We start from the raw sequence: 20,629 nt of genomic DNA on the forward strand, positions 1-20,629 counted from the left end.
CGCGTCGGTCAACTCCGCGTCAGCCGCGTCGGCGTCTCGGGCGGGGGCGACAGGCGGGACGGAACCGAGGCGGCCGGCTGGGGCGCCAGGGCGGGACGGGCCACCCGCTGGGTCTGGCCGCTGGGCCGGATGCGGGCGTAGGCGTGGCGGGTCGCCTCCAGCAGGATCAGGCCCGCCGCGCCGGGCGCGATCCGTCGACCGACCTGTTCGAACCCGTCCGCCAGCGGCAGCAGCGGCCCCCAGGGCGGCACATACAGGGTCTGGGACCAGGCCGAGGGCTCCAGGCCCGCCTCGCGCACCAGCCGCTCCAACTGCCGGCGCGAGAAGGGACGGCCGTATCCGAACGGCGTGTTCTCGGTGCGCGCCCACAGGCCGCCGCGCGCCGCCGCGACCAGGATGATCCGCCCCGCCGGAGCCAGGGCCCGCACCGCCTCGGTCAGGACCGCGCCCGGATCGTCGGCCTCTTCCAGCACATGGACCAGCAGGATGCGGTCGAAGGTCCCCGCCTGGAACGGCAGCCGCCGCTCGTCCGCCAGCAGGGTGCGGTTTCGCCCCACCGCAGGCCAGTGCTCGACCCCCTGTCCGCCCGGCATGGCCGCGACCACGCGCCGCGCCCCGACGAAGGCGTCCAACCAGGGCGTGGCGTAGCCCAGGCCCAGCACGTCGCAATCCGCCGCCTCGCCCCAGGCGTCGTCCAGCCTTCGCGCCAGCAGTCTTCGCGCGAGCACGCCGGTCGGCTCGCCGTAGAAGGTTCTCAGCTCATCGATGCTGCGCCGCATGGGCCTCACTATAGGCCGCCGAGGGGTCCCGCTGCTAGGATGGGCGCATGACCCTGGACGTGCATCTGTTTCCCTGTCGCAGCGACAACTACGGCTTGCTGGCGCGCGACCGCGCCACGGGCGTGGTGGCGGCCATCGACACGCCGGACGCCGCGCGCATCCTGGAGGAGCTCCAGGCCCTGGGCTGGGGGCGGCTGGACCTGATCCTGAACACCCACTGGCACCCCGACCACACCGAGGGCAATGCGCGGCTGAAGGCCGAGACCGGCTGCGAGATCGTCGGCCCCGAAGAGGTCGCGCGCGTCGCTCCGCTGGACCGGATCGTGGCGGACGGCGACGTCGTCAGGATCGGCGACGCCGTGCTGACGGTCGTGGCCACGCCGGGCCATACCCTGGGCCATGTGGTCTATCACGACGCGGCGGACGGCCTGGCCTTCGTTGGCGACACCTTGTTCGCCCTGGGCTGCGGGCGACTGTTCGAGGGCTCGCCGGAGCAGATGTGGGACAGCCTTTCGCGCCTGACGGCCTGGCCGGACGAGACGGTGATCTGGTGCGCCCACGAATACACGGCCGCCAACGCCCGCTTCGCCCTGAGCCTGGACGACCGTCCCGAGATGAAGGCGCACGCCGAGGCGATCTTCCAGGCGCGCGAGCGGGGCAGCCGACGGTTCCCACGACGGTCGGGACGGAGCGGCGGTTCAATCCCTTCCTGCGGGCCGGGAGCGCCGAGGCCTTCGCCGCCCGCCGTCGGGCCAAGGACGACTTCGCCGGCTGAGGCTCAGTCCCCCGCCATGGTGCGGATCACCACGGCCGACGACGGCCGGCCGACGATGCCGCGCGACGGGTCGACCATGACGCGCAGCTCCCCGCGCGAGAAGGTCACGGAGGCGCGTCCGCCCTCGACGATGCTGATCTTGCGCAGGCGGTTGACGGCGCCGCGGGTGGACGGATTGCGGGCCATGCGGATCACCGCGTCGGTGGTGACGATCAGGGCCTCGACGCACAGCGCCTCCGACTGGCTGCCGTCCAGGTCGATGGTGATCAGCCGGCCCACCGCCTCGGACACCAGATTGCTTCGCCGCGCCATCAGGTTGAACAGCTGCACCGGCCCCAGGTTGGGCGTGCGCAGCGGCTGGGCCGCGCCTGAGCGCGACACCGGCGAGCCTTGCGGCGTGCGCGTGGTGTACAGGGTGATGCCCCCGTCGGCGGTCACCCGCAGGATCTGATCGCCGTTGTCGTTGCGATAGATGATGTCGCCGCGCGGGGCGGGGTGGGGCGCAGCACCCAGATCTCGGCCGACTGGTCGAAGCGCAGCAGGGGACGCACGCCCGAACTGTCCAGCACGAACGCCTGGCCGCCGTCCGAGACGTAGCGGCCGGTCGACGGCATGGCCCGCCGGGACTGGGCCTCGGCCATCGAGGGGGCGAGCGCGATCAGCAGCGACAGGGCCGCGGCCACGAAGGCGACGAGCGCCATCGTGGTCATGCGTGGCGAGTTTTTCGCCCTGACCTCGTCCGTCAACTTCATGAGACTAGGGATGAAACCGACGCACGGCGGATTTTTGGCGAAGGCCCGTCAACCGACCAGATACTGACCGCCGTTCAACGACAGGGTGCAGCCTGTGACATATCCGGCACGCTCGCCCACCAGCCAGGACACCATGTCCGCGATCTCCTCGCCCTTGCCCAGGCGGCCGACGGGGATTTGGCCGACGATCCCCTCCAGCACCTTGGGATCCATCGCCCCGACCATTTCGGTGTCGATGTAGCCGGGCGCGATGCAGTTCACGGTCACGCCCTTCCTGGCGTTCTCCAGCGCCAGGGCCTTGGTGAAGCCGATCATGCCGGCCTTGGCGGCGGAATAGTTGGTCTGGCCGATCTGGCCCTTCTGGCCATTGATCGAGGAGATGTTGACGATCCGCCCGTGGCCCCGGTCGCGCATCCCGTTGATGACCTGGCGGGTCATGTTGAAAACGCTGTCCATGTTGACCCGGATCACGTCGGACCACTGGTCGTGGCTCATCTTGTGGAAGAAGCCGTCGCGGGTGATGCCGGCGTTGTTGACCAGGATGTCGATGGGGCCCAGCTCGGCCTCCACCTCGGCCACCGCGCGGGCGCAGTCCTCGAAGCTGCCGACGTTGCCCTTGACCACCATGACGCCCAGCGCCTTGGCCGTGGCGTTGGCCGCCTCGTCATTGCCGGAATAGCCCGCGGCGACGCGGACGCCGTCCTCGTTTAACCGCTGGACGATGGCCTTGCCGATGCCCCGGGTGCCGCCGGTCACGAATGCGACGCGCGCCATGATCGTCTCCTGTCCCTGTCGCCGGCCCTTGCAAGGCCTTGTCGAGGTTCAGGATTAACGACCGTGGCGGCGCGCGCAAGCGGCGTTTCCGTGACGGAAGCCTGTTCTTCAGGCCGCCAGCTTGTCGATGTCGATCACGAAACGGTAGCGGACGTCGGACTTCTCCATCCGCGCATAGGCCTCGTTGATCTGTTCCGGAGCGATCATCTCGATGTCGCAGGCGATGCCGTGCTCGGCGCAGAAGTCCAGCATCTCCTGGGTCTCGCGGATGCCGCCGATCAGGGAGCCGGCGACGCGACGCCGACGCCAAAGCAGGGGCATGGCGAAGACCGGCAGGCCTTCGGTGGTCAGGCCCAGCATGACCATCGTCCCGTCCTTGGCCAGCAGCTGCAGATGGCCCGAGATTTCGTGGGTGGCCGAGACGGTGTTGATGATCAGGTCGAACGTCTCGGCCGCCGCCTTCATCGCCTCCTTGTCGGAGTTGATCAGGAAGTGTCTGGCGCCCATCCGCTCGGCGTCCGCGCGCTTGCGATTCGAGGTCGACAGGACGGTGACCTCGGCCCCCATGGCCGCCGCCAGCTTGACCGCCATGTGACCCAGCCCGCCCAGGCCGACCACGGCGACCTTCGAGCCGGGGCCCACGCCCCAGGTCTTCAGTGGCGAATAGGTGGTGATGCCGGCGCACAGCAGGGGCGCCGCGGCGTCCAGCGGCAGGCTGTCGGGGATGCGCAGGACAAAGTCCTGATCCACCACGATGGCGCTGGAATAGCCGCCCTGGGTGATCTTCTGGTCCACGCCCGCGCCCTTCGGATCGGGCGAGCCGTAGGTCTGGGTCATGCCGGGGACGCAATACTGCTCCTCGCCCTCCTGGCAGGGTTTGCACTGGCGGCAGCTGTCGACCATGCAGCCGACGCCGACGCGGTCGCCGACCTTGAACCGGGTGACGTTCTGGCCCACCGCCGTGACGACGCCGGCGATCTCGTGGCCCGGCACGATCGGATAGGTGGTGTTGCCCAGGTCGTTCTTCACGATGTGCAGGTCGGAGTGGCAGACGCCGGCGTATTTGATCTGGATCGCCACATCGTCGGGGCCCGGATCGCGTCGCTCGAAGCTGTAGGGCGTCAGCGGCTTGTCGGAAGCGGTCGCGGCGAAGGCGCGGGTGGCGATCGGCATGGGAAGTCCTTCAGGCTTTGCGGCAGGCGCCTCAGATGTGACGCGCAATCACCGCCCGCAAGGCGTGGACCGCTATTTCAGCTTGGCGATCAGCGCCTGCGCCGCCGCCGGGTTCCGGACCTTCGCGCCGGATATGAAATAGGCGAAGACCTCGCCGCGCCTGGCCCAGGCCTTGGCCTGTTTCGCGATGTCGTCGAGTTCGGCGGCGGTCATGCCGGTCGGCTCGTCCTCGCGGCTGGACATCAGGCGGGCGTAGGTGAAGTCGGCGGTGTCCTCGTCGATCTGGGGCCAGGTCGGCTCCTCGTCGTCGACGGCATAGACGATGGCCGCGCCGTATTTCCGGGCCAGGTCGTAGAACTGCTCGGTGGCGAAGGTCGGATTGCGGACCTCCAGCGCGTGGCGCAGGCGCAGGCCGTCCTTCTCCTTCGGCAACAGCTTCAGGAAGCCCTCGAAGTCCTCGGGATCGAATTTCTTGGTCCCCATGAACTGCCAGTTGATCGGCCCCAGCTTGTCGCCCAGCTCGGTCAGGCCCTGGGACAGGAACTTCTCGAAGCTCTCGCCGCCTTCGGACAGCACCTTGCGATTGGTGCAGTAGCGGCTGGCCTTGACCGAGAAGACGAAGCCGTCCGGCGTCTCGTCGCGCCATTTGCGCCAGCTGTCGGGCTTGAAGGTCGAATAATAGGTGCCGTTATCTCGATCGAGGTCAGCTGGCGGCTGGCGTATTCCAGCTCGCGCTTCTGGACCAGGTCGTCGGGATAGAAGACGCCGCGCCACGGCTCATAGGTCCAGCCGCCGATGCCGATGTGGATGGGGTGGGTCATGGTTGTTCCCCTGCGTCGCTGTCGCCTTGCGGAGCGGTCCGCCAGTCTTCGTGCCCGTGCCGGACGCGCTGGATCAGGACGCCTTCCGGCTCTTCGTCATAGATGACCACATGAGCCTTGAAGGTGAAAACCCGAATGGGCGGATCGTAGTCGGTGCGCAGCCGAGCGACGCCGGGCGATGCCGCCAGTCGGTTGAACAGGGCTTCCAGTTCGTCCTGATAACGATCGGCCTGTGGCGGACCGAACTGGTCGTGGCTCTGGATGTAGATGGCGATGAGATCCTCGCTCGCCTCCACGGACAGCCGATAGCGGCTCATCCCGTCTTGCGCCGCTCAGCGATGCGGGAGAGAGCCTCGGCGCGAATATCGGCATAGTCCTGTCGCTGATGCCGCTGGCCCGGCCTTCGTCGATCAGCCGCTGCATGTTGGCGATCTTGTCGGCCTTGACCTGCTCCTGGCGGATCAGGTCGCGGATCACGTCCGAGGCGTTGGCGTAGCGGCCGGATCTGGCCTGCTCCTCGACCCAGGCCTTCATCGGGTCGGGCAGGGAGATGTTCATCGTCGCCATGATCGGTCTCCTTTTCAGGAAGAAGAGGGTTTCTTGGCAAGGGTTGTCAATCCTTGCCATCTTTCACACGGTCGCGACGGAAAACACAGTGTGAAAGGTATGAATCGTGTGAAATCGCCGTCACCGTCACCGTCGCCGTCGCCGTCGCCGTCGCCGTCGCCGTCGCCATCGCCGGTCATAGCCGGCGTCCGCGTCGAAAACGGACGCGGGCTCAGTAGGCGAAGTCGGCGTAGATCCGCTTCACGTCGCCCTGCCAGGGGCCGTGGTAGAGGTCCAGCAGGCGTTCGGCGGGCGTGATCCCGCTGTCGGCGATATCTTCCAGTTCGGCCAGGTATCCGCGCTCGTCCACCATGCCGCCCGAGAATTTGGCGCGGTTCTTCAGGCCCTGCCGGGCGATGGCGACCAGGTCCACGGCGATGTCGCGAACGGAGCGGCCCGCCACCTCGGCCTTCAGGCCCAGGCGGGTGACGTCGCGGCGCAGGCGCTCGTGATCGGCGACAGCCCAGTCCTTGACCAGGTCCCAGGCGGCGGCCAGCGACGGCGCGTCATAGAGGACGCCGGCCCACAGGGCGGGCAGGGCGCAGATGCGGCTCCACGGCCCGCCGTCGGCGCCGCGCATCTCCAGATAGGCCTTCAGCCGCACCTCGGGGAAAAGCGTCGTCAGATGGTCGTTCCAGTCCTTGATCGTCGGATACTGGCCGGGCAGGGCGGGCAGCTTCCCGGCCTGGAAATCGCGGAACGACTGGCCCGAGGCGTCGACGTACTTCCCGTCGCGCTTGGCGAAATACATCGGCGTGTCCAGGGCGTAGTCGGCATAGCGCTCGAAGCCGAAGCCGTCCTGGAAGACGAAGTCCAGCATCCCCGTGCGGTCGGCGTCGGTGTCGGTCCAGACATTGGCGCGCGCCGACAGGAAGCCGTTGGGGCGGCCCTCGGTGAAGGGGCTGTTGGCGAACAGGGCGGTGGCGATGGGCTGAAGCGCCAGCGAGGTGCGGAACTTGGCGACCATGTCCGCCTCGCTGTCGAAGTCGAGGTTCGCCTGGATGGTGCAGGTGCGCAGCATCATGTCCAGGCCCAGCGTCCCGACCTTGGGCATATAGGCGCGCATGATGTCGTAGCGGCCCTTGGGCATGACCGGGATGTCGGCGCGGCGCCACAGCGGATCGAAGCCGGCGCCCAGGAAGCCGACGCCGATCTGGTCGGCGACCTGCTTGACCTCCATCAGGTGCTGGCCGGTCTCGTTGCAGATGTCGTGGATGGTCAGGAGCGGCGCGCCCGACAGTTCGAACTGGCCGCCGGGCTCCAGGCTGACCGAGGCGATGAAGCCCTCGGCGTTCCTGCGCTCCAGCCCGATCAGGACGCCGTTCTCCTCGACCCGCGACCAGCCGAACCGCTCCAGCCCCTCCAGCATGGCCCTGATGCCGTTCGGGCCTTCGTAGGCGGGGCGCGCCAGCGTGGTCTTGTCGAAGCCGAACTTCTCGTGCTCGGCGCCGATGCGCCACTGGTCCCTGGGCTTGGCCCCCCGGGACATGGCCTCGATCAGGGCTTGGCGTGTCAGCGGCGCGGCTTCGGTCATGCGTCAGATCCCTCCGGCGCGTCGCGGCCGTCTGTCGCGGCTAGATGGGCGAGGACGGGGCCGGGCTCAAGGGGCGTCGGCACGATCGCGGCGCGCCGGGCGTCGCGAAGCGCGCCGATGCGGCAGGACGCGCGCCATGACCGTGACGAAGAAGGCCACCGACCAACCCATCAGCAGGGTGCCGTTGACGCCCTCTATGGCCCCCAGAAGCCGCCACCGCTCCAGGATCGGCGCGTCGCTGTATCCGATGGTGGCGTAGCTGATCGTCGAGAAATAGACCGCCTCGGGCAGGGTCGCGATGGCGTCCAGCGTCACGAAGAGAAAGGCGTAGAGCCAGATCTCCACGCCGTGCAGCGTCAGCAGCGCCAGGGCCACGCCGCTGGCGATGACCGCGCCTTCCAGGGAGAACGGGCTGATCCGGTATCCGGCGCGGCGAAGATCCCGCTCGTGCAGGACCCGCGCGATCACCAGCAGGCCGACGCCGTGCAGCGCCACCGTCGCCAGAACCATCACCGTGGCGATCAGCAGTTCCAGGATCATGCCGCATGGTCCCAGCCCGCTCGCCCTTTGGCAATCGCCTAACGCGCCCAGTCGCCCACGGCCGCCTGCCACAGCGTCATGGCCGCGATGGCGGCGGTGTCGGCGCGCAGGATGCGCGGGCCCAGCGACACGGCGGTGGTGAAGGGCAGGGCCCGCAGGCGCTCGCCCTCCTCGGGCGAGAAGCCGCCTTCCGGACCGATCAGGATGGACCAGGGCCCTTCGCCGGCGTCGCGCAGGGCGGCGACCGCCGGCGCGCCGCCGGTCTCGTCGCAGAACATCAGCCGGCGGCCGTCCCCCCAGCCGTCCAGCAGCGCGTCCAGCCGGATCGGATCGTCGACGGCGGGCACGTCCAGCCGTCCGGTCTGTTCGGCGGCCTCCTCGGCGATGGCGTCCAGCCGGTCCAGGCGGATGCGGTCGGCGTTGGTGCGGTGCGTCAGGACCAGCCGCACGCGCTTGGCGCCCAGTTCGGCCGCCTTTTCGACGATGGTCTCGACGCGCGCCTTCTTCACCACGGCGACGATCAGCTCCAAGTCGGGGCCGTAGGCCTGGGGGCGCACCTGTTCCTCGGCGCGCAGGATCACGCCCTTCTTCAGCACCTCGGCGACGGTGCAGCGCCACTCGCCGTCGCGGCCGTTGAACACCAGCAGGTCGTCGCCCGCCTTCAGCCGCATCACCTGGGTCAGGTAGCGCGACTGGTCGAGGGTGGGGGCGACGGGGGCGGCGGGGGAAAGCGGTTGGGCGACATGGAGACGGATCATCAGCCTACATGACCTGAGGGCGGGCGCTTGTCATCCCGGCCGCAGCGAAGCGGAGAGCCGGGACGGGATGCAGCTGACAATCTAGGCAAGCCCGGTCGGCGTCGCCGAACCGGGCTGAAGGCGCGTCCGCACCTCGCCGTAAAGATCCAGCCAGCGGGGGTTGTCCTTTTCGACCAGCGCGAACTTCCATTCCCGCAACCAGCGCTTGATGCGCTTTTCCCGCAGGATCGCCTGGTCGATGTATCGATGGGTTTCGTACCAGACCAGTTGGTCGATGCCGCGTTCCGCCGTGTAGCCCGGGATCAATCCCGATTTATGCTCGGCCACCCGGCGCACGATGTCGTTTGTCACGCCGACATAGAGATAGCCGCACGGGCCGCTGGCGAGCAGATAGACGTAGAAGCATTGGGTCATGACACCGTCTCCCGGCGCAACCCTTGGGGGTTGTCCGGGAGCGGTCAAGGGGATGGTTTGGCTGGTCCCGTCCCCGATCTTCGCTGCGCTTCGTCGGGGATGACAAGGAAGGGTGCGCCTACAGCGTCCGGGCGATCAGCAGCTTCATGATCTCGTTGGTGCCGCCGTAGATGCGCTGGACGCGGGCGTCCTTGTACAGCTGGGCGATGGCGTATTCGTTCATGTAGCCATAGCCGCCGTGCAGCTGCAGCATCTCGTCGATGGTCTCGCCCTGGATGTCGGTGACCCAGTATTTGGCCATCGAGGCGGTGGCGGCGTCCAGCTGGCCCTTCAGGTGCAGGCCGATGCAGTGGTCGACGAAGACCTTGGCGACGGTCAGCTTGGTCTTGACCTCGGCCAGCTTGAACTGGGTGTTCTGGAAGTCGAGGATGCGCTTGCCGAAGGCCTTGCGCTCCTTGACGTAGGCCAGGGTCGCTTCAAGGCCGCGTTCGGCGGCGGCGACGCCCTGGACGGCGATGTTCAGCCGCTCCTGCGGCAGCTGTTGCATCAGCTGGACGAAGCCCTGGCCCTCGGTCCCGCCGATGATGTTGTCGCCGGGGACCTTCACCTCGTTGAAGAACAGCTCGGAGGTGTCGTTGGCCTCCATGCCGATCTTGTGCAGGTTGCGGCCGCGCTCGAAGCCTTCGGCGCCGTCGGTCTCGACCACGATCAGCGACGTGCCCTTGGCGCCTTCCGACGGATCGGTCTTGGCCACCACGATGATGAAGTTGGCCAGCTGGCCGTTGGTGATGAAGGTCTTGGAGCCGTTGACGACATAGCCGTTGCCGGACTTCACCGCCGTCGTCTTGACGCCCTGCAGGTCCGACCCGGCGCCCGGCTCGGTCATGGCGATGGCGCCGACCAGTTCGCCGGATTGCAGGCGGGGCAGCCAGCGTTGCTTCTGCTCCTCGGTGCCGTAATGCCAGATGTAGGGCATGACGATCGCATTGTGCAGCGAAATGCCGAAGTGGTCGGCCCCTTCCAGCCCAGCTGGCGCATCAGCACGACCTCGTGGCGATAGTCGCCGCCCATGCCGCCGTCTTTCTCGGGCATCGACAGGCCCAGCAGGCCGTCGGCGCCGGCCTGGCTCCACAGGGCGCGGGGCACGCTGGACGCGGCGATCCACTGCTGGACCTTCTCCGGCGGCGCGTGCTCGTCGATCCATTTGCCGACGGAATCGGAGAAGAGGGTGATCTCTTCTTCCTGCATGAAGGCGGGGTCGGGGCTGTTGAGGATGTTCATGGCGTCTTCCCTTGGACGGTGGTTCCGATCAGTGTCGGAGCTCTGATTGGAGGTGGGGATGCGATCTGTCTGGGTGGCGATCATCGCCTTGGGGCTTGCCGCCTGCGGACAGCCTGTGCGCTGGCAGAAGGTCGATGGCCCCTATCTGATCGTGGCGGCCGACGATCCGCTCAACCGCCACCTGTCGTACGACCTGGGGGACGGAAATGCGATCGGCCGCGTCGATTCCACGGTCACGGGGGTCGGCCACGACGACCGGTACATCACCGTGCGCCGCGAGCCGAAGGGTCGGTCCGGTCTGGTCGAATATTATTATGTTGTACGCGCTCTCGACGGGCCGGGTGTTCCACCGGAGGCCTTGAAGGGCCCTTTCGACGAAGCGGCTTACGAACGCGAGGTCAAGCGTCTGCATCTGCCTGACCTCGCACCCGTTTATTGATCAGAACGCCTCGGCCGGCATGGCCATCAGCACCTCGGCGCCGGTCTTCATCTTCTTCAGGTGGGCGCCCGCGTCGGGCAGGATGCGCTCGACGAAGTAGCGGCCGGTCTGAAGCTTGGCGGCATAGTAGGGATCGGTCGAACCGGCCTCGATCTGTCCTTGAGCCGCCTTGGCCATCTGGGCCCACATATAGGCCAGGGCCGTCAGGCCGAAGACGTTCAGATAGTCGGTCGAGGCGGCGCCGGCGTTGTCCGGATTGGCCATGCCGTTCTGCATCAGCCACATGGTGCCGTCCTGCAGCTTGGCCTTGGCGTCGGCCAGGCCGTCGACGAAGGGCTTGATGGCCTCGTTCGCGCCGTTCTCGGCCACGAAGGCGTCGATCTCGCCGAACCAGGTCATGATGGCGCGGCCGCCGTTGGAGGGCAGCTTGCGGCCCACCAGGTCCAGCGCTTGAATGCCGTTGGCGCCCTCGTAGATCATGGTGATGCGGGCGTCGCGCAGATACTGGCTGGCGGGGAAGTGCTCGGTGTAGCCCGAACCGCCGTGCACCTGCATGGCCAGGGACGCGACGTGGAAGCCCTTGTCGGTCAGATAGGCCTTCAGTACCGGCGTCAGCAGGCCCATGTAGTCCTTGGCCCGGGTCGCCACGGCCTCGTCCTCGGACTTCTCCAGGTCGGCGTGCAGCGCGGTCCACAGGATGAAGGCCTGGCCGCCCTCGACGAAGGCGCGGGCCTCCAGCAGCATCCGGCGCACGTCCGGGTGGACGATGATCGGGTCGGCCGGGCCGTCCGGGTTCTTCGGCCCGGTCAGCGAACGGCCCTGCAGGCGGTCCTTGGCGAACTCGACCGCGGCCTGGTAGGCGGCCGTGCCGATGGCCAGGCCCTGCAGGCCGGTGCCCAGGCGCGCCTCGTTCATGACCACGAACATGTTGTTCATGCCGCGGCCTTCTTCGCCCAGCAGCCAGCCCTTGGCGCCGTCGTACTGCATGACGCAGGTGGCGTTGCCGTGGATGCCCATCTTCTCTTCCAGGCCGGCGCATTCCAGGCTGTTGCGCTCGCCCAGCGAGCCGTCCTCGTTGACCAGGTATTTCGGCACCACGAACAGGCTCAGCCCCTTGATGCCGGGGACGGCGCCCTCGATGCGGGCCAGGACGGTGTGGATGATGTTGTCCGAGAAGTCGTGCTCGCCCGCCGAGATCCAGATCTTCTGGCCGGTGATCGAGAAGCTGCCGTCGTCGTTGCGCACGGCCTTGGTGCGCACCATGCCCAGGTCGGTGCCGCACTGGGGCTCGGTCAGGTTCATGGTGCCCGACCATTCGCCCGAGACCATCTTGGGCAGGTACTTGGCCTTGATCTCGTCCGAGGCGCTGGCGTGGATGCCGGCGTAGGCCGAGGACGTCAGGCCGGGATACATCGAAAAGGCCGCCGAGGCGCCGGCCGTCATCTGGCCGAAGGCCGAGGCGACGACGCTGGGCATGCCCTGGCCGCCGTATTCCGGATCGGCGGCCAGCGCCATCCAGCCGGCCTCGGACATGGCCTTGTAGGCTTCCTTCCAGCCCTTGGGGCCGGTCACGACGCCGCCCGGCGCCCAGTGGCAGCCTTCATTGTCGCCGGGATTGTTGATGGGGGCGATGACCTCGTCGGCGAACTTGGCGCCTTCCTCCAGGATCTGGCCGACCAGGTCGGACGAGACGTCCTGGAAGCCGGGCTGGTTGGTGTAGCGGTCGATCTCCAGCACCTCGTTCAGGATGAAGGTGAAGTCGCGGACGGGCGCCTTGTAGGCCATGATTACGCTCTCGCTTTGAACGGGTGGTGGTCGTGGTTGAGGCGGGACTTGAGCAGCCGCTCATAGTCCTCGGCGCCCGGCAGCAGGTCCGGGCGGTGTTCGGACAGTTTGGATTCCATCCAGGCGCAGGCCTCCTCGGCCGTCTCGATGGCGCCCTCGATGTCTTCCAGCTGTTGTTTCAGCGCCTCGATCTGGGCGCGGTGGCGCACCAGGGCGACGGCCATCTGATGGACGTTGTGATCCTTGCGGTCGTAGAGATCCATCATCTCCTGGATCTCCTGCAAGGTGAAGCCGATGCGGCGCCCCCTCAGGATCAGCTTCAGCCGCGCCCGGTCGCGCGCGTCATAGACGCGGGTCTGGCCCTTGCGCGCGGGCGTCAGCAGGCCCTTGTCCTCGTAGAAACGAAGCGCGCGCGCCGTCGCGCCGAACTCGCGGCACAGCTGGCGGATGGAATAGGTGCGATGATCGTCGGCGGTCGCCATGCCGCCTTCATAACTTTACGTGCGCGTAAAGGAAGCGTCTTTACGCGCACGTAAGGGTAAGCTTCACGCGCGCCGCGCCGCGCCGCGCCGCGCCGCGCCGCGCAAGAAAAGGGCCCGGAACCTGGGGGGAGGGGTTCCGGGCCCATGCGGCGCCGCCGGCTGGGGGGAGATCAGGCCTTGCGGCGACCCAGCAGCACCGGAACGGTGATGGCCAGAAGGACGGCGTTGACGACGGCCAGGCCGATGTCCTGGCTGAGCGCGTGGACGGCCAGCATCACGGCCTCGAGGATGATCAGGCCGACGGTCGAGGTCAGCAGCACCGGCCGGAAGGCGCGCCACGAGATCAGCGGCGTCAGCACGCCCAGGGCCAGCACGATCTCGACGACGCCCAGGCCGCGCACCATGTTCTCGGGCGCGACGGCGGGCCAGCCCATCAGGGTGATCAGGTTGGTCATCGACTCGGTCAGCTTGGCGTAGCCGGCGGCGATGAAGAACATCGCCAGCCAGCCCTGCAGCGTCCACAGGGCGATGTTCTTATAGGCGGCGCGCGAACGCGCCCGGGGGAGGAAACGGGGAGGGTGGTCGTGGTCATCGGAAGAGCGCCTGAATTCGCAACAGTGACGATATCGGATTGCTCCTCGCCCTGCGCAAGAGGGTGTATAGCGACGCTCCGCCGATTTGTCATCACGCGATGACATCAACTGATGACATCAGCTGATGACTTATTGTTTCAGTCCGGTGAAAGCTCCGTGTCCGAATGGGGGCCCGGCGTCTGGACGATCAGGTCGCCGGGCTGGCAATCCAGTTCGCGGCACAGGGCGTCCAGGGTCGAGAAGCGCACGGCGCGCGCCTTGCCGGTCTTCAGGATGGACAAGTTGGCCATCGTCACGCCGACCCGATCGGACAGTTCGGTCAGGGACATGCGGCGTTCGAGCAGCAGGCGGTCCAGCTGGATCAGGATCATGGCGCGCCTCAGACCGTGCTCAGCTGTTCGTCGCGCATCGCCGATCCCTGCCGGAACACCTCGGCCAGGATGAACACGACCAGGATGCCCAGCCAGGAGCCCAGGCCGATATCGTAGTCCGTGGGCGCCTGGTCGATGCTGAGCGGCGCGACGACGGCCAGCAGAATGGCCGTCAACTGGATCCCCAGCAGACCGAAGCCGACGGCCTGCAGGCGCTTCACATTGGCGCGTTCGAAGGCGTCGCCGCGGTTCACCGACAGCAGGATGGCGCGCAGCCGGTTGATCACCCACCAGGTGAAGCCGCAGGCCAGGAAGGCGCCGAGCAGGGTCAGCCGCTCCACGACCGCCAGGTGCCGGCTCGGATCTTCGCGGGCATCGTTGAGGCCGTCGAGAAAGCCGGACGCCAGGTCCGGCACGAACAGGCTGAGGAATGTGACGAAGGCCATGAAACAGGCGGCGATCATCACGAACACATTGACGAACCCCAGGCACCAGCGCAGCGCGCTCGCCGCCGAATATTTCCCGATCAGCTTCATAAGCTCGTCTCCCGGGCCGCCCCTCGCGGCCTGCTTGGCGACTATCGATATGCATTTATCGAAAAACAGACAAGAACATTATCGATAAACGAGATGAAGCTTTTGTAAGGTTCAGATCAGCCGAAGGCCCAGGCCGCGCGCGCCGCCTCCAGCCGCGCCAGCTTGGCCTCGAACGGCGCCCAGTCGTCGTCGGCGTCGATCGCGCTCCAGATCGCCTCGACCTCCTCGATCAGCATCTCTTCCGGCTGGCGGGCGGCGAACATCGGATGCTCCAGCCGCGCGATGCGGTCGGGTTCGTGCTCCATCAGGGCGAAGCGGAAGGCGTCGAAGGCCTCGCCCTGATAGATCCTGGCGCGCGGACCCGACAGGGCGCGGGCGGAGGAGGCGAAGCCGCCGAACCAGTCGAAGAACAGCGGCTCCCACCGCAGCGCCGCGCCGCCTTCCCGCAGCAGGGCCAGGGTCGCGTCCAGCAGCCGCTGGTCCGCCGCCTCGCCCAGGCTGAGCACGCCCAGCCGCATCAGGAAGGCCGCGCGCAGTTCGCGGATGTAGGCGGGGCCGAAGCCGTTCAGGGCGTCCGTCAGCGGCTCGACCTCGGCGACCAGCTTCAGGCAGCCGGCCAGCTGCGTCAGGTTCCAGAACACCGCCTCGGGCTGGCGGGCGAAGGCGTAGAGGCCCGTCTGGTCGAAATAGGCGGCGGTGAAGCCGGGATCGTAGAAGGGCAGGAAGCGCCAGGGGCCGTAGTCGAAGCTCTCGCCCGTCGCGTTCAGATTGTCGGTGTTCAGCACGCCGTGGACGAAGCCGGCGGCGATCCAGCGCGCGGTCAGCCTGGCCGAGGCGGCGACGATCGCGGCCAGCAGGCCGGGCGCGTCCCCCGGCGCGACCTGCGGGTGATAGAGGGCGCGCACGTGCTCGACCAGCGCCTCGATCTGGTCCCGACGGCCCAGATAGGCGGCGCGCTGGAAGGTCCCGAAGCGCACATGGCTGTGCGACAGCCGCACCAGCACGGCCGAGCGCGTGGGAGAGGGTTCGTCGCCCCGCTCCAGCGCCTCGCCGGTCTCGATCAGCGACAGGGCGCGGCTGGTCGGGACGCCCAGCGCCTCCAGCATCGCGGCCGCCAGCGCCTCGCGCACGCCGCCCTTCAGCGTCAGCCGGCCGTCGCCGCCGCGCGACCAGGGCGTCCGCCCGGACCCCTTGGTCCCCAGGTCCATTAATCTTGGCCTATCGCTCGCTGCTTGAGGCGTTTCGCGCAGCTGGGCGGCCAGGAAGCCGCGGCCGTCGCCCAGGTCGGGATTGTAGGTGCGGAACTGATGGCCGTGATAGCGCATGGCGATCGGGCCGGGCTGGCCGGGCAGGGGCGCGAACCGGCCGAAGGCGGCGATCCATTCGGCGTCGGTCAGCGTCTCCAGCCCCACCTCGGCGGCGGCCCGGTCGTTACGCAGGCGCAAGATCGTCTGAGGAAAGTCCGCCGCCGTCACCGCGTCGGCGTAGTCCGGCCCCAGGTCGAAGAAGCGGGGCTCGGGGCGATAGGCGGGGGGAAACGGGCATGGCTGCTAGGTGCGTCGCCCGGCGGTCCGGCGCAAGCGGGGCGCCGCCGCTTTCCCGGCCGCCCCGCCGGCGCGAAAGACGCCCCGGCGGTTGAACCTTGAGCGTGGAGCCGTATTATTCCCCGCAGAGATCAGGCCCTGCGGCGTCCGCCGCAACGGCCAGGCCGGCGTCGTCTTCCGTCGTGAGGGCGGCGAACCCGGTCCGGCGTCCGTCGATAACCTGGCGCCGCGACAGCTTCAGCAGATCAAGACCGGAGGCCGCCGTGGCGCGCAAACTCACGCTCGATTTCCTTAAGACCGAGGCCGCATCCGGCTCGGCCCTGGCGCTGGCGGCGATCGCCGCGGTGCTGGTGGCCAACTCGCCGTGGTCGGCGGACTATTTCACCTGGCTGAAAAGCTATCACGTGCTCCAGATCGGCCCGCTGCGGCTGGAGGAGACGATCTCCGACTGGATCAAGGAAGGCCTGATGGCCATCTTCTTCCTGGTCGTCGGCCTGGAGATCAAATACGAGATCCTGCGCGGCGAGCTCAGCGATCCCAAGAAGCTGGCGACGCCGGTGCTGGCCGCGATCGGCGGCATGGCGGGCCCGGCGGCCGTCTATCTGGCGCTGACCGGCCTGATCGGGGCGCCGCACCAGGGCTGGCCCATCCCGCTGGCGACCGACATCGCCTTCGCCCTGGCCATCTTCGGCTTCGTGGGCAAGGGCCTGCCGTCGTCGCTGCGCATCTTCCTGCTGACCCTGGCCATCGTCGACGACCTGGGCGCCATCGCCCTGATCGCGGTGCTGTTCAGCGAGGGCGTCAACTGGACGCCGCTGCTGTGGGCCGCGGCCATGCTTTTGGTGGGCGCCGTGGCGGCCCGCCGCTTCCAGGTCGCGGCGCCCTTCTGGGTGCTGGGCTTCGCGGCGGTCTGGTACCTGACGGTGATCTCGGGCCTGTCGACGTCGCTGACCGCCGTGGCCTTCGCCGCCATCGTGCCCATCAAGGCCCGTCGCGAGACGCATCAGAGCCCGCTGAAGGAGGCGATGCACGACCTGCACCCGTGGAACGCCTATCTGGTCCTGCCGCTGTTCGCCTTCGCCAAGGCGGGGGTGTCCTTCGCCGGCCTGTCGATGGAGCAGGCGTTCGCCCCGCTGGTCATCGCTATCGCCCTGGGCCTGTTCCTGGGCAAGCAGGCCGGGGTCCTGGCCGCCGCCTGGCTGGCCTCGGCCCTGAAGATCGGCGCGCGGCCCAGCGGCGCCACCTGGATGCAGGTCTATGGCGTGTCCCTGCTGTGCGGCGTCGGCTTCACCATGAGCCTGTTCATCGGCGTGCTGGCCTTCCCGGGCGCGGTCGATTCCCCCGAGCAGATCGAGGTCAAGCTGGGCGTCATCGGCGGCTCCATCCTGTCGGCGGTCGCCGCAGCCGTCGTGCTGGCCCTGGCGGGTCGCGGCCGCGAGGCCGACCCCGCCGCCAAGGAGCCCGAAGTCGAGCCGCTGCAGGGCGATGGCGTGCAAAAACTGACCTAAGGTCAGGATTTTCTGTCTCTTCCGTGTCACAGATTGGCGAACTGAGGCGAAAAATCGTCGCGGCGAACAACGCTCGCTTGTCCCGTGACGCGAAGCGGGCTTAGCCTCGCAATACTGAACTCGTCCCCACGCAAGGGCCGGGTCGCCAAGGGAACAAGGAAACGCCGCGGTCGCCCCGCGCGACCGGGCCTCTAGAGCCGGGAGGACGCCTCATGCGCCGCATCAACCATCTCAGGACCACCGTGTCCGCCGCCGTCGTCGGCGCCGCCGCCTTCGGCCTGGCCGGCGCCGCCGCCGCCCAGGAAGCGCCGGCCACGGTCGACGACATCATCGTCACCGCCCAGCTGCGCGAACAGAGCCTGCAGGACGTGCCCGTCGTGGTCACCTCCCTGTCCGAAGAGGCGCTGGAAAAGGCCGGCGTGCGCGACATCAAGGATCTGCAGATCCTGACGCCGGGCATGACCGTGACCTCGACCCAGTCCGAGGCCTCCACCACCGCCCGCATCCGCGGCGTCGGCACCGTGGGCGACAACCCCGGCCTGGAAAGCTCGGTCGGCGTGGTCATCGACGGCGTCTATCGCTCGCGCAACGGCGTGGGCTTCGGCGACCTGGGCGAACTGAGCCGCATCGAGGTGCTGAAGGGCCCGCAAGGCACCCTGTTCGGCAAGAACACCTCGGCCGGCGTCATCAACATCATCACCGCCCAGCCGTCCTTCAACCCCGGCTTCCAGGCCGAGGCGACCGCCGGCAACTACGGCGCCTGGGGCGTGGCGGGCTCGGTGACCGGCCCGATCGCCGAAGGCGTGGCCGGCCGCCTGTACGCCGCCGCCCGCCAGCGCGACGGCTTCTACGACGTGGACACCGGCGACGGTCCGCGCACCACGACCGACGACCAGAACCAGGACTTCTGGACCGTGCGCGGCCAGCTGCTGATCCAGCCGTCCGAGAACGCCTCGGTGCGCCTGATCGCCGACTATCCAAGCGCGACGAATACTGCTGCGTCGGCGTGGTCACCCGCTCCAGCCCGACGGCGGCCATCATCAACGCCCTGACGGCGCCGAACGGCCCCGGCACCGCGGCGCAGGGCGGCGGCGACGGCCGCGTGCCCTTCTCGCGCCTGGCCTACGCCAACCGCGACACCAACCAGGTCATGGAGGACATGGGTCTGTCGGCGGAGGCCAACATCGACATCCCGTCCTGGAACGCGCGCCTGACCTCGGTGACCTCGTACCGCGACTGGTCGACCGTCAACGGCATGGACATCGACTACACCGGCGCCGACATCCTGTACCGCGAGGACGACGGCAGCTACGGCTACGACCTGACCAACCTGACCCAGGAAATCCGCCTGGCGGGCACCAGCGACAAGTTCGACTGGCTGGTCGGGGCCTTCGCCACCAAGGAGGACATCGGCCGTCAGGACAGCTTCTTCTTCGGCGCCGACTACAACCCGTTCATCTCCCTGCTGCTGACCTCCAGCCTGGCGGCGCAGACGGGCGGCGCGGTGGCCCCCAGCCCGGCGCGGCTGGGCTGTTTCTCGGGCAACTACGGCCTGGTGCCTGCCGCGGCGCGGGCGCAGTATTTCCTGGGCTGCCTGACCGGCAACGCCATGACCCCGCCGCTGCCGGGCGCGCCGCTGAACATCGTCGGCCAGGGCGTGGTCGACACCTACGCCCAGACCTCACAGTCGTTCGCCCTGTTCACCAACAACACCTGGCGCGTGACCGACCAGTTCGAGCTGACGCTGGGCCTGCGCTACACCATGGACGACAAGCGCCTGCTGGGCCTGCAGGACAACGTCAACGGCAATGGCGCATCGTGCGCCGCGGTGCTGGGCAACTCGGCCCTGATCGCGGGGGCCTTCGGCGGCCTGCTGGGCAGCCCGGCGGCCGGCGCGGCGGCGGCCAACGCCCTGATCGGCCCGCAGTGCCTGCCGTGGAACAACGTGCTCTACGACAACCGCGCGATCAGCGAGAGCCATGACGACAGCGAGGTCTCGGGCACCATCAAGGCGGCCTACCGGATCAACGACGACGTCATGGTCTATGGCTCCTACGCCCGCGGCTACAAGGGCTTCGGCTACAACATGGACCGGGTGCAGACGGGCGTCACCCCGGACGCCTCGCTGTTCTTCCCGGCCGAGACGGTGGACAGCTACGAAGCGGGCTTCAAGAGCTCGCTGTTCGACAAGTCGGTGCTGTTCAACGCCACCTACTTCAACCAGAAGTTCGAGGACCCCCAGCTCAACACCTTCCTGGGCACCGCCTTCGTGGTGGAATCCATCCCCGAGCTGAAGACCCAGGGCGTCGACGCCGACATGATGTGGTTCACGCCCCTGGAGGGCCTGACCCTCTCGGGCGGCCTGACCTACACCGACGCGGAATACGGCGACTTCACCGCCGCCGACCTGACCAGCCCCGGCCGCTTCCCGCAGCTGTCGCTGCTGCCGGGCGCGCGTCCGTCCTTCGCGCCGGAATGGTCCGGCTCGGCCTCGGTCAACTTCGAGCGGTCCCTGGGCGGCGGCCTGCGCGGCGGCTTCGCCCTGTCGGCCAAGTACATGACCGAATACAACACCGGCTCGGACCTGATCCCGTTCAAGATGCAGGACGCCTTCACCGTCGTGAACGGCCGCATCTCGCTGGGGTCGGACGACGAGCGCTGGACCGTCGACGTCTGGGCGCAGAACCTGACCGACGAGGAATACGTCCAGGTCGCCTACAACTCGCCGCTCCAGGGCACGGCCTTCCAGACCTCGGTCCAGCCGAACGGCACCTATTACAACCAGGCGCTGGACACCCAGGGCATCAGCGCCTTCCTGGGCGCCCCGCGCACCTACGGCGTCACCCTGCGCGTCAAATACTGATCGCTTCGCCCCCGGCGGAACGACGAAGGGCCGACCGGAAACCGGCCGGCCCTTTTTCATGGTCGTGTTGCGGGCATGGAATCCGCTTCCGCATCCGACCCAAAGCGGCTGTTAGCCGAGCCGTCGCGCAATCAGCGACCTGACCTGACTCACCACCTCATCCGGTCCGTCGATGACGAGGCCCATGTATGTTTCGGCAGTGAGAGTGAGAGGCCCGGTTGGAGACGCCCAACGCTGCTCAACGACTTCCTGCGAGCCGAACAGCGACCATTTATGATCGAGTCGCCGAGCCCCGACCTTC

The 20,629-nt window shown here is 68.1% G+C and carries 16 protein-coding genes and 7 pseudogenes; 4 read left to right on the forward strand and 19 right to left on the reverse strand.

Annotation, left to right across the window (positions count from 1 at the left end; genetic code table 11):
* Positions 1-8: 8 nt before the first annotated feature.
* Positions 9-779 (reverse strand): class I SAM-dependent methyltransferase, encoded by a 771-nt coding sequence (locus tag MU852_RS11860; RefSeq protein ID WP_249749743.1) that lies wholly within the window; start codon positions 777-779, stop codon positions 9-11.
* 47 nt (positions 780-826) lie between these two features.
* On the opposite strand from MU852_RS11860, the pseudogene gloB reads away from it, so the two are divergent.
* Positions 827-1,554 (forward strand): annotated as a pseudogene (gene gloB, locus MU852_RS11865) (hydroxyacylglutathione hydrolase).
* Positions 1,555-1,557: 3 nt separating this feature from the next.
* Here the strand turns inward: gloB and MU852_RS11870 are convergent.
* The 11 genes and pseudogenes from MU852_RS11870 to MU852_RS11925 form a co-directional block, all read right to left on the reverse strand.
* A pseudogene (locus tag MU852_RS11870) lies at positions 1,558-2,306 on the reverse strand (DUF4908 domain-containing protein).
* A 48-nt stretch (positions 2,307-2,354) separates the two neighbouring features.
* Entirely contained in the window at positions 2,355-3,080 is a 726-nt protein-coding gene (phbB, locus tag MU852_RS11880; RefSeq protein ID WP_249749745.1) for an acetoacetyl-CoA reductase, read from the reverse strand.
* 108 nt (positions 3,081-3,188) lie between these two features.
* A complete protein-coding gene (locus tag MU852_RS11885; protein ID WP_249749746.1) occupies positions 3,189-4,253 on the reverse strand; it encodes an NAD(P)-dependent alcohol dehydrogenase in 1,065 nt (354 codons plus the stop codon).
* Positions 4,254-4,325: 72 nt separating this feature from the next.
* Positions 4,326-5,074 (reverse strand): annotated as a pseudogene (locus tag MU852_RS11890) (DUF72 domain-containing protein).
* Positions 5,071-5,391 carry a type II toxin-antitoxin system RelE/ParE family toxin gene (locus tag MU852_RS11895; protein ID WP_249749747.1) on the reverse strand — a complete coding sequence of 107 codons (321 nt, stop codon included), beginning with the start codon at positions 5,389-5,391 and terminating at the stop codon, positions 5,071-5,073. Before MU852_RS11895 ends, MU852_RS11890 begins: the two are co-directional and overlap by 4 nt.
* Positions 5,388-5,641: pseudogene (locus tag MU852_RS11900) on the reverse strand (type II toxin-antitoxin system ParD family antitoxin). Before MU852_RS11900 ends, MU852_RS11895 begins: the two are co-directional and overlap by 4 nt.
* A gap of 211 nt (positions 5,642-5,852) precedes the next feature.
* A complete protein-coding gene (locus tag MU852_RS11905; RefSeq protein ID WP_249749748.1) occupies positions 5,853-7,214 on the reverse strand; it encodes a glutamate--cysteine ligase in 1,362 nt (453 codons plus the stop codon).
* Between the two features lie 66 nt (positions 7,215-7,280).
* Complete coding sequence (locus tag MU852_RS11910) at positions 7,281-7,754, reverse strand: ion channel (RefSeq protein ID WP_249749749.1); 474 nt, start codon at positions 7,752-7,754, stop codon at positions 7,281-7,283.
* Positions 7,755-7,792: 38 nt separating this feature from the next.
* Positions 7,793-8,512, reverse strand: a complete 720-nt coding sequence (locus MU852_RS11915; RefSeq protein WP_249749750.1) for a 16S rRNA (uracil(1498)-N(3))-methyltransferase — start codon at positions 8,510-8,512, stop codon at positions 7,793-7,795.
* An 81-nt stretch (positions 8,513-8,593) separates the two neighbouring features.
* Positions 8,594-8,926, reverse strand: a complete 333-nt coding sequence (locus MU852_RS11920) for a GIY-YIG nuclease family protein (RefSeq protein WP_249749751.1) — start codon at positions 8,924-8,926, stop codon at positions 8,594-8,596.
* A gap of 118 nt (positions 8,927-9,044) precedes the next feature.
* Positions 9,045-10,207 (reverse strand): annotated as a pseudogene (locus MU852_RS11925) (acyl-CoA dehydrogenase family protein).
* Between the two features lie 73 nt (positions 10,208-10,280).
* Here MU852_RS11925 and MU852_RS11930 point away from each other — a divergent pair.
* A complete protein-coding gene (locus MU852_RS11930) occupies positions 10,281-10,646 on the forward strand; it encodes an ATP-binding protein (RefSeq protein WP_249749752.1) in 366 nt (121 codons plus the stop codon).
* On the opposite strand, the gene MU852_RS11935 is transcribed toward MU852_RS11930, so the two are convergent.
* The 7 genes and pseudogenes from MU852_RS11935 to MU852_RS11965 all read right to left on the reverse strand — a co-directional run bounded on the left by MU852_RS11935 (position 10,647) and on the right by MU852_RS11965 (position 16,237).
* On the reverse strand, positions 10,647-12,431 hold the full coding sequence (locus MU852_RS11935; protein ID WP_249749753.1) for an acyl-CoA dehydrogenase C-terminal domain-containing protein: 1,785 nt from the start codon (positions 12,429-12,431) through the stop codon (positions 10,647-10,649).
* A gap of 2 nt (positions 12,432-12,433) precedes the next feature.
* The gene (locus MU852_RS11940; RefSeq protein ID WP_249749754.1) at positions 12,434-12,913 is read right to left on the reverse strand and encodes a MerR family transcriptional regulator; all 480 of its coding nucleotides are present in this window, start codon (positions 12,911-12,913) and stop codon (positions 12,434-12,436) included.
* Between the two features lie 170 nt (positions 12,914-13,083).
* Complete coding sequence (locus MU852_RS11945) at positions 13,084-13,410, reverse strand: DoxX family protein (protein WP_249749755.1); 327 nt, start codon at positions 13,408-13,410, stop codon at positions 13,084-13,086.
* Positions 13,411-13,643: 233 nt separating this feature from the next.
* Complete coding sequence (locus tag MU852_RS11950) at positions 13,644-13,877, reverse strand: helix-turn-helix domain-containing protein (RefSeq protein ID WP_249749756.1); 234 nt, start codon at positions 13,875-13,877, stop codon at positions 13,644-13,646.
* Positions 13,878-13,885: 8 nt separating this feature from the next.
* Positions 13,886-14,413, reverse strand: coding sequence for a DUF2975 domain-containing protein (locus tag MU852_RS11955; protein ID WP_249749757.1), 528 nt, complete (start codon positions 14,411-14,413; stop codon positions 13,886-13,888).
* A 116-nt stretch (positions 14,414-14,529) separates the two neighbouring features.
* Positions 14,530-15,954, reverse strand: a pseudogene (locus tag MU852_RS11960) (protein adenylyltransferase SelO family protein); the annotation flags it as partial.
* 118 nt (positions 15,955-16,072) lie between these two features.
* Positions 16,073-16,237, reverse strand: coding sequence for a hypothetical protein (locus MU852_RS11965; RefSeq protein WP_249749758.1), 165 nt, complete (start codon positions 16,235-16,237; stop codon positions 16,073-16,075).
* Between MU852_RS11965 and nhaA the strand changes: the two genes are divergently transcribed.
* Positions 16,221-17,465: a Na+/H+ antiporter NhaA gene (nhaA, locus tag MU852_RS11970; protein WP_249749759.1), complete on the forward strand. Its 1,245-nt coding sequence runs from the start codon at positions 16,221-16,223 to the stop codon at positions 17,463-17,465. The genes MU852_RS11965 and nhaA overlap by 17 nt on opposite strands.
* A gap of 212 nt (positions 17,466-17,677) precedes the next feature.
* Positions 17,678-20,328, forward strand: a pseudogene (locus MU852_RS11975) (TonB-dependent receptor).
* Positions 20,329-20,629: the final 301 nt, after the last annotated feature.

The sequence above is a fragment of the Brevundimonas albigilva genome, from assembly GCF_023503965.1.
Taxonomy (GTDB): Bacteria; Pseudomonadota; Alphaproteobacteria; order Caulobacterales; family Caulobacteraceae; genus Brevundimonas; species Brevundimonas albigilva.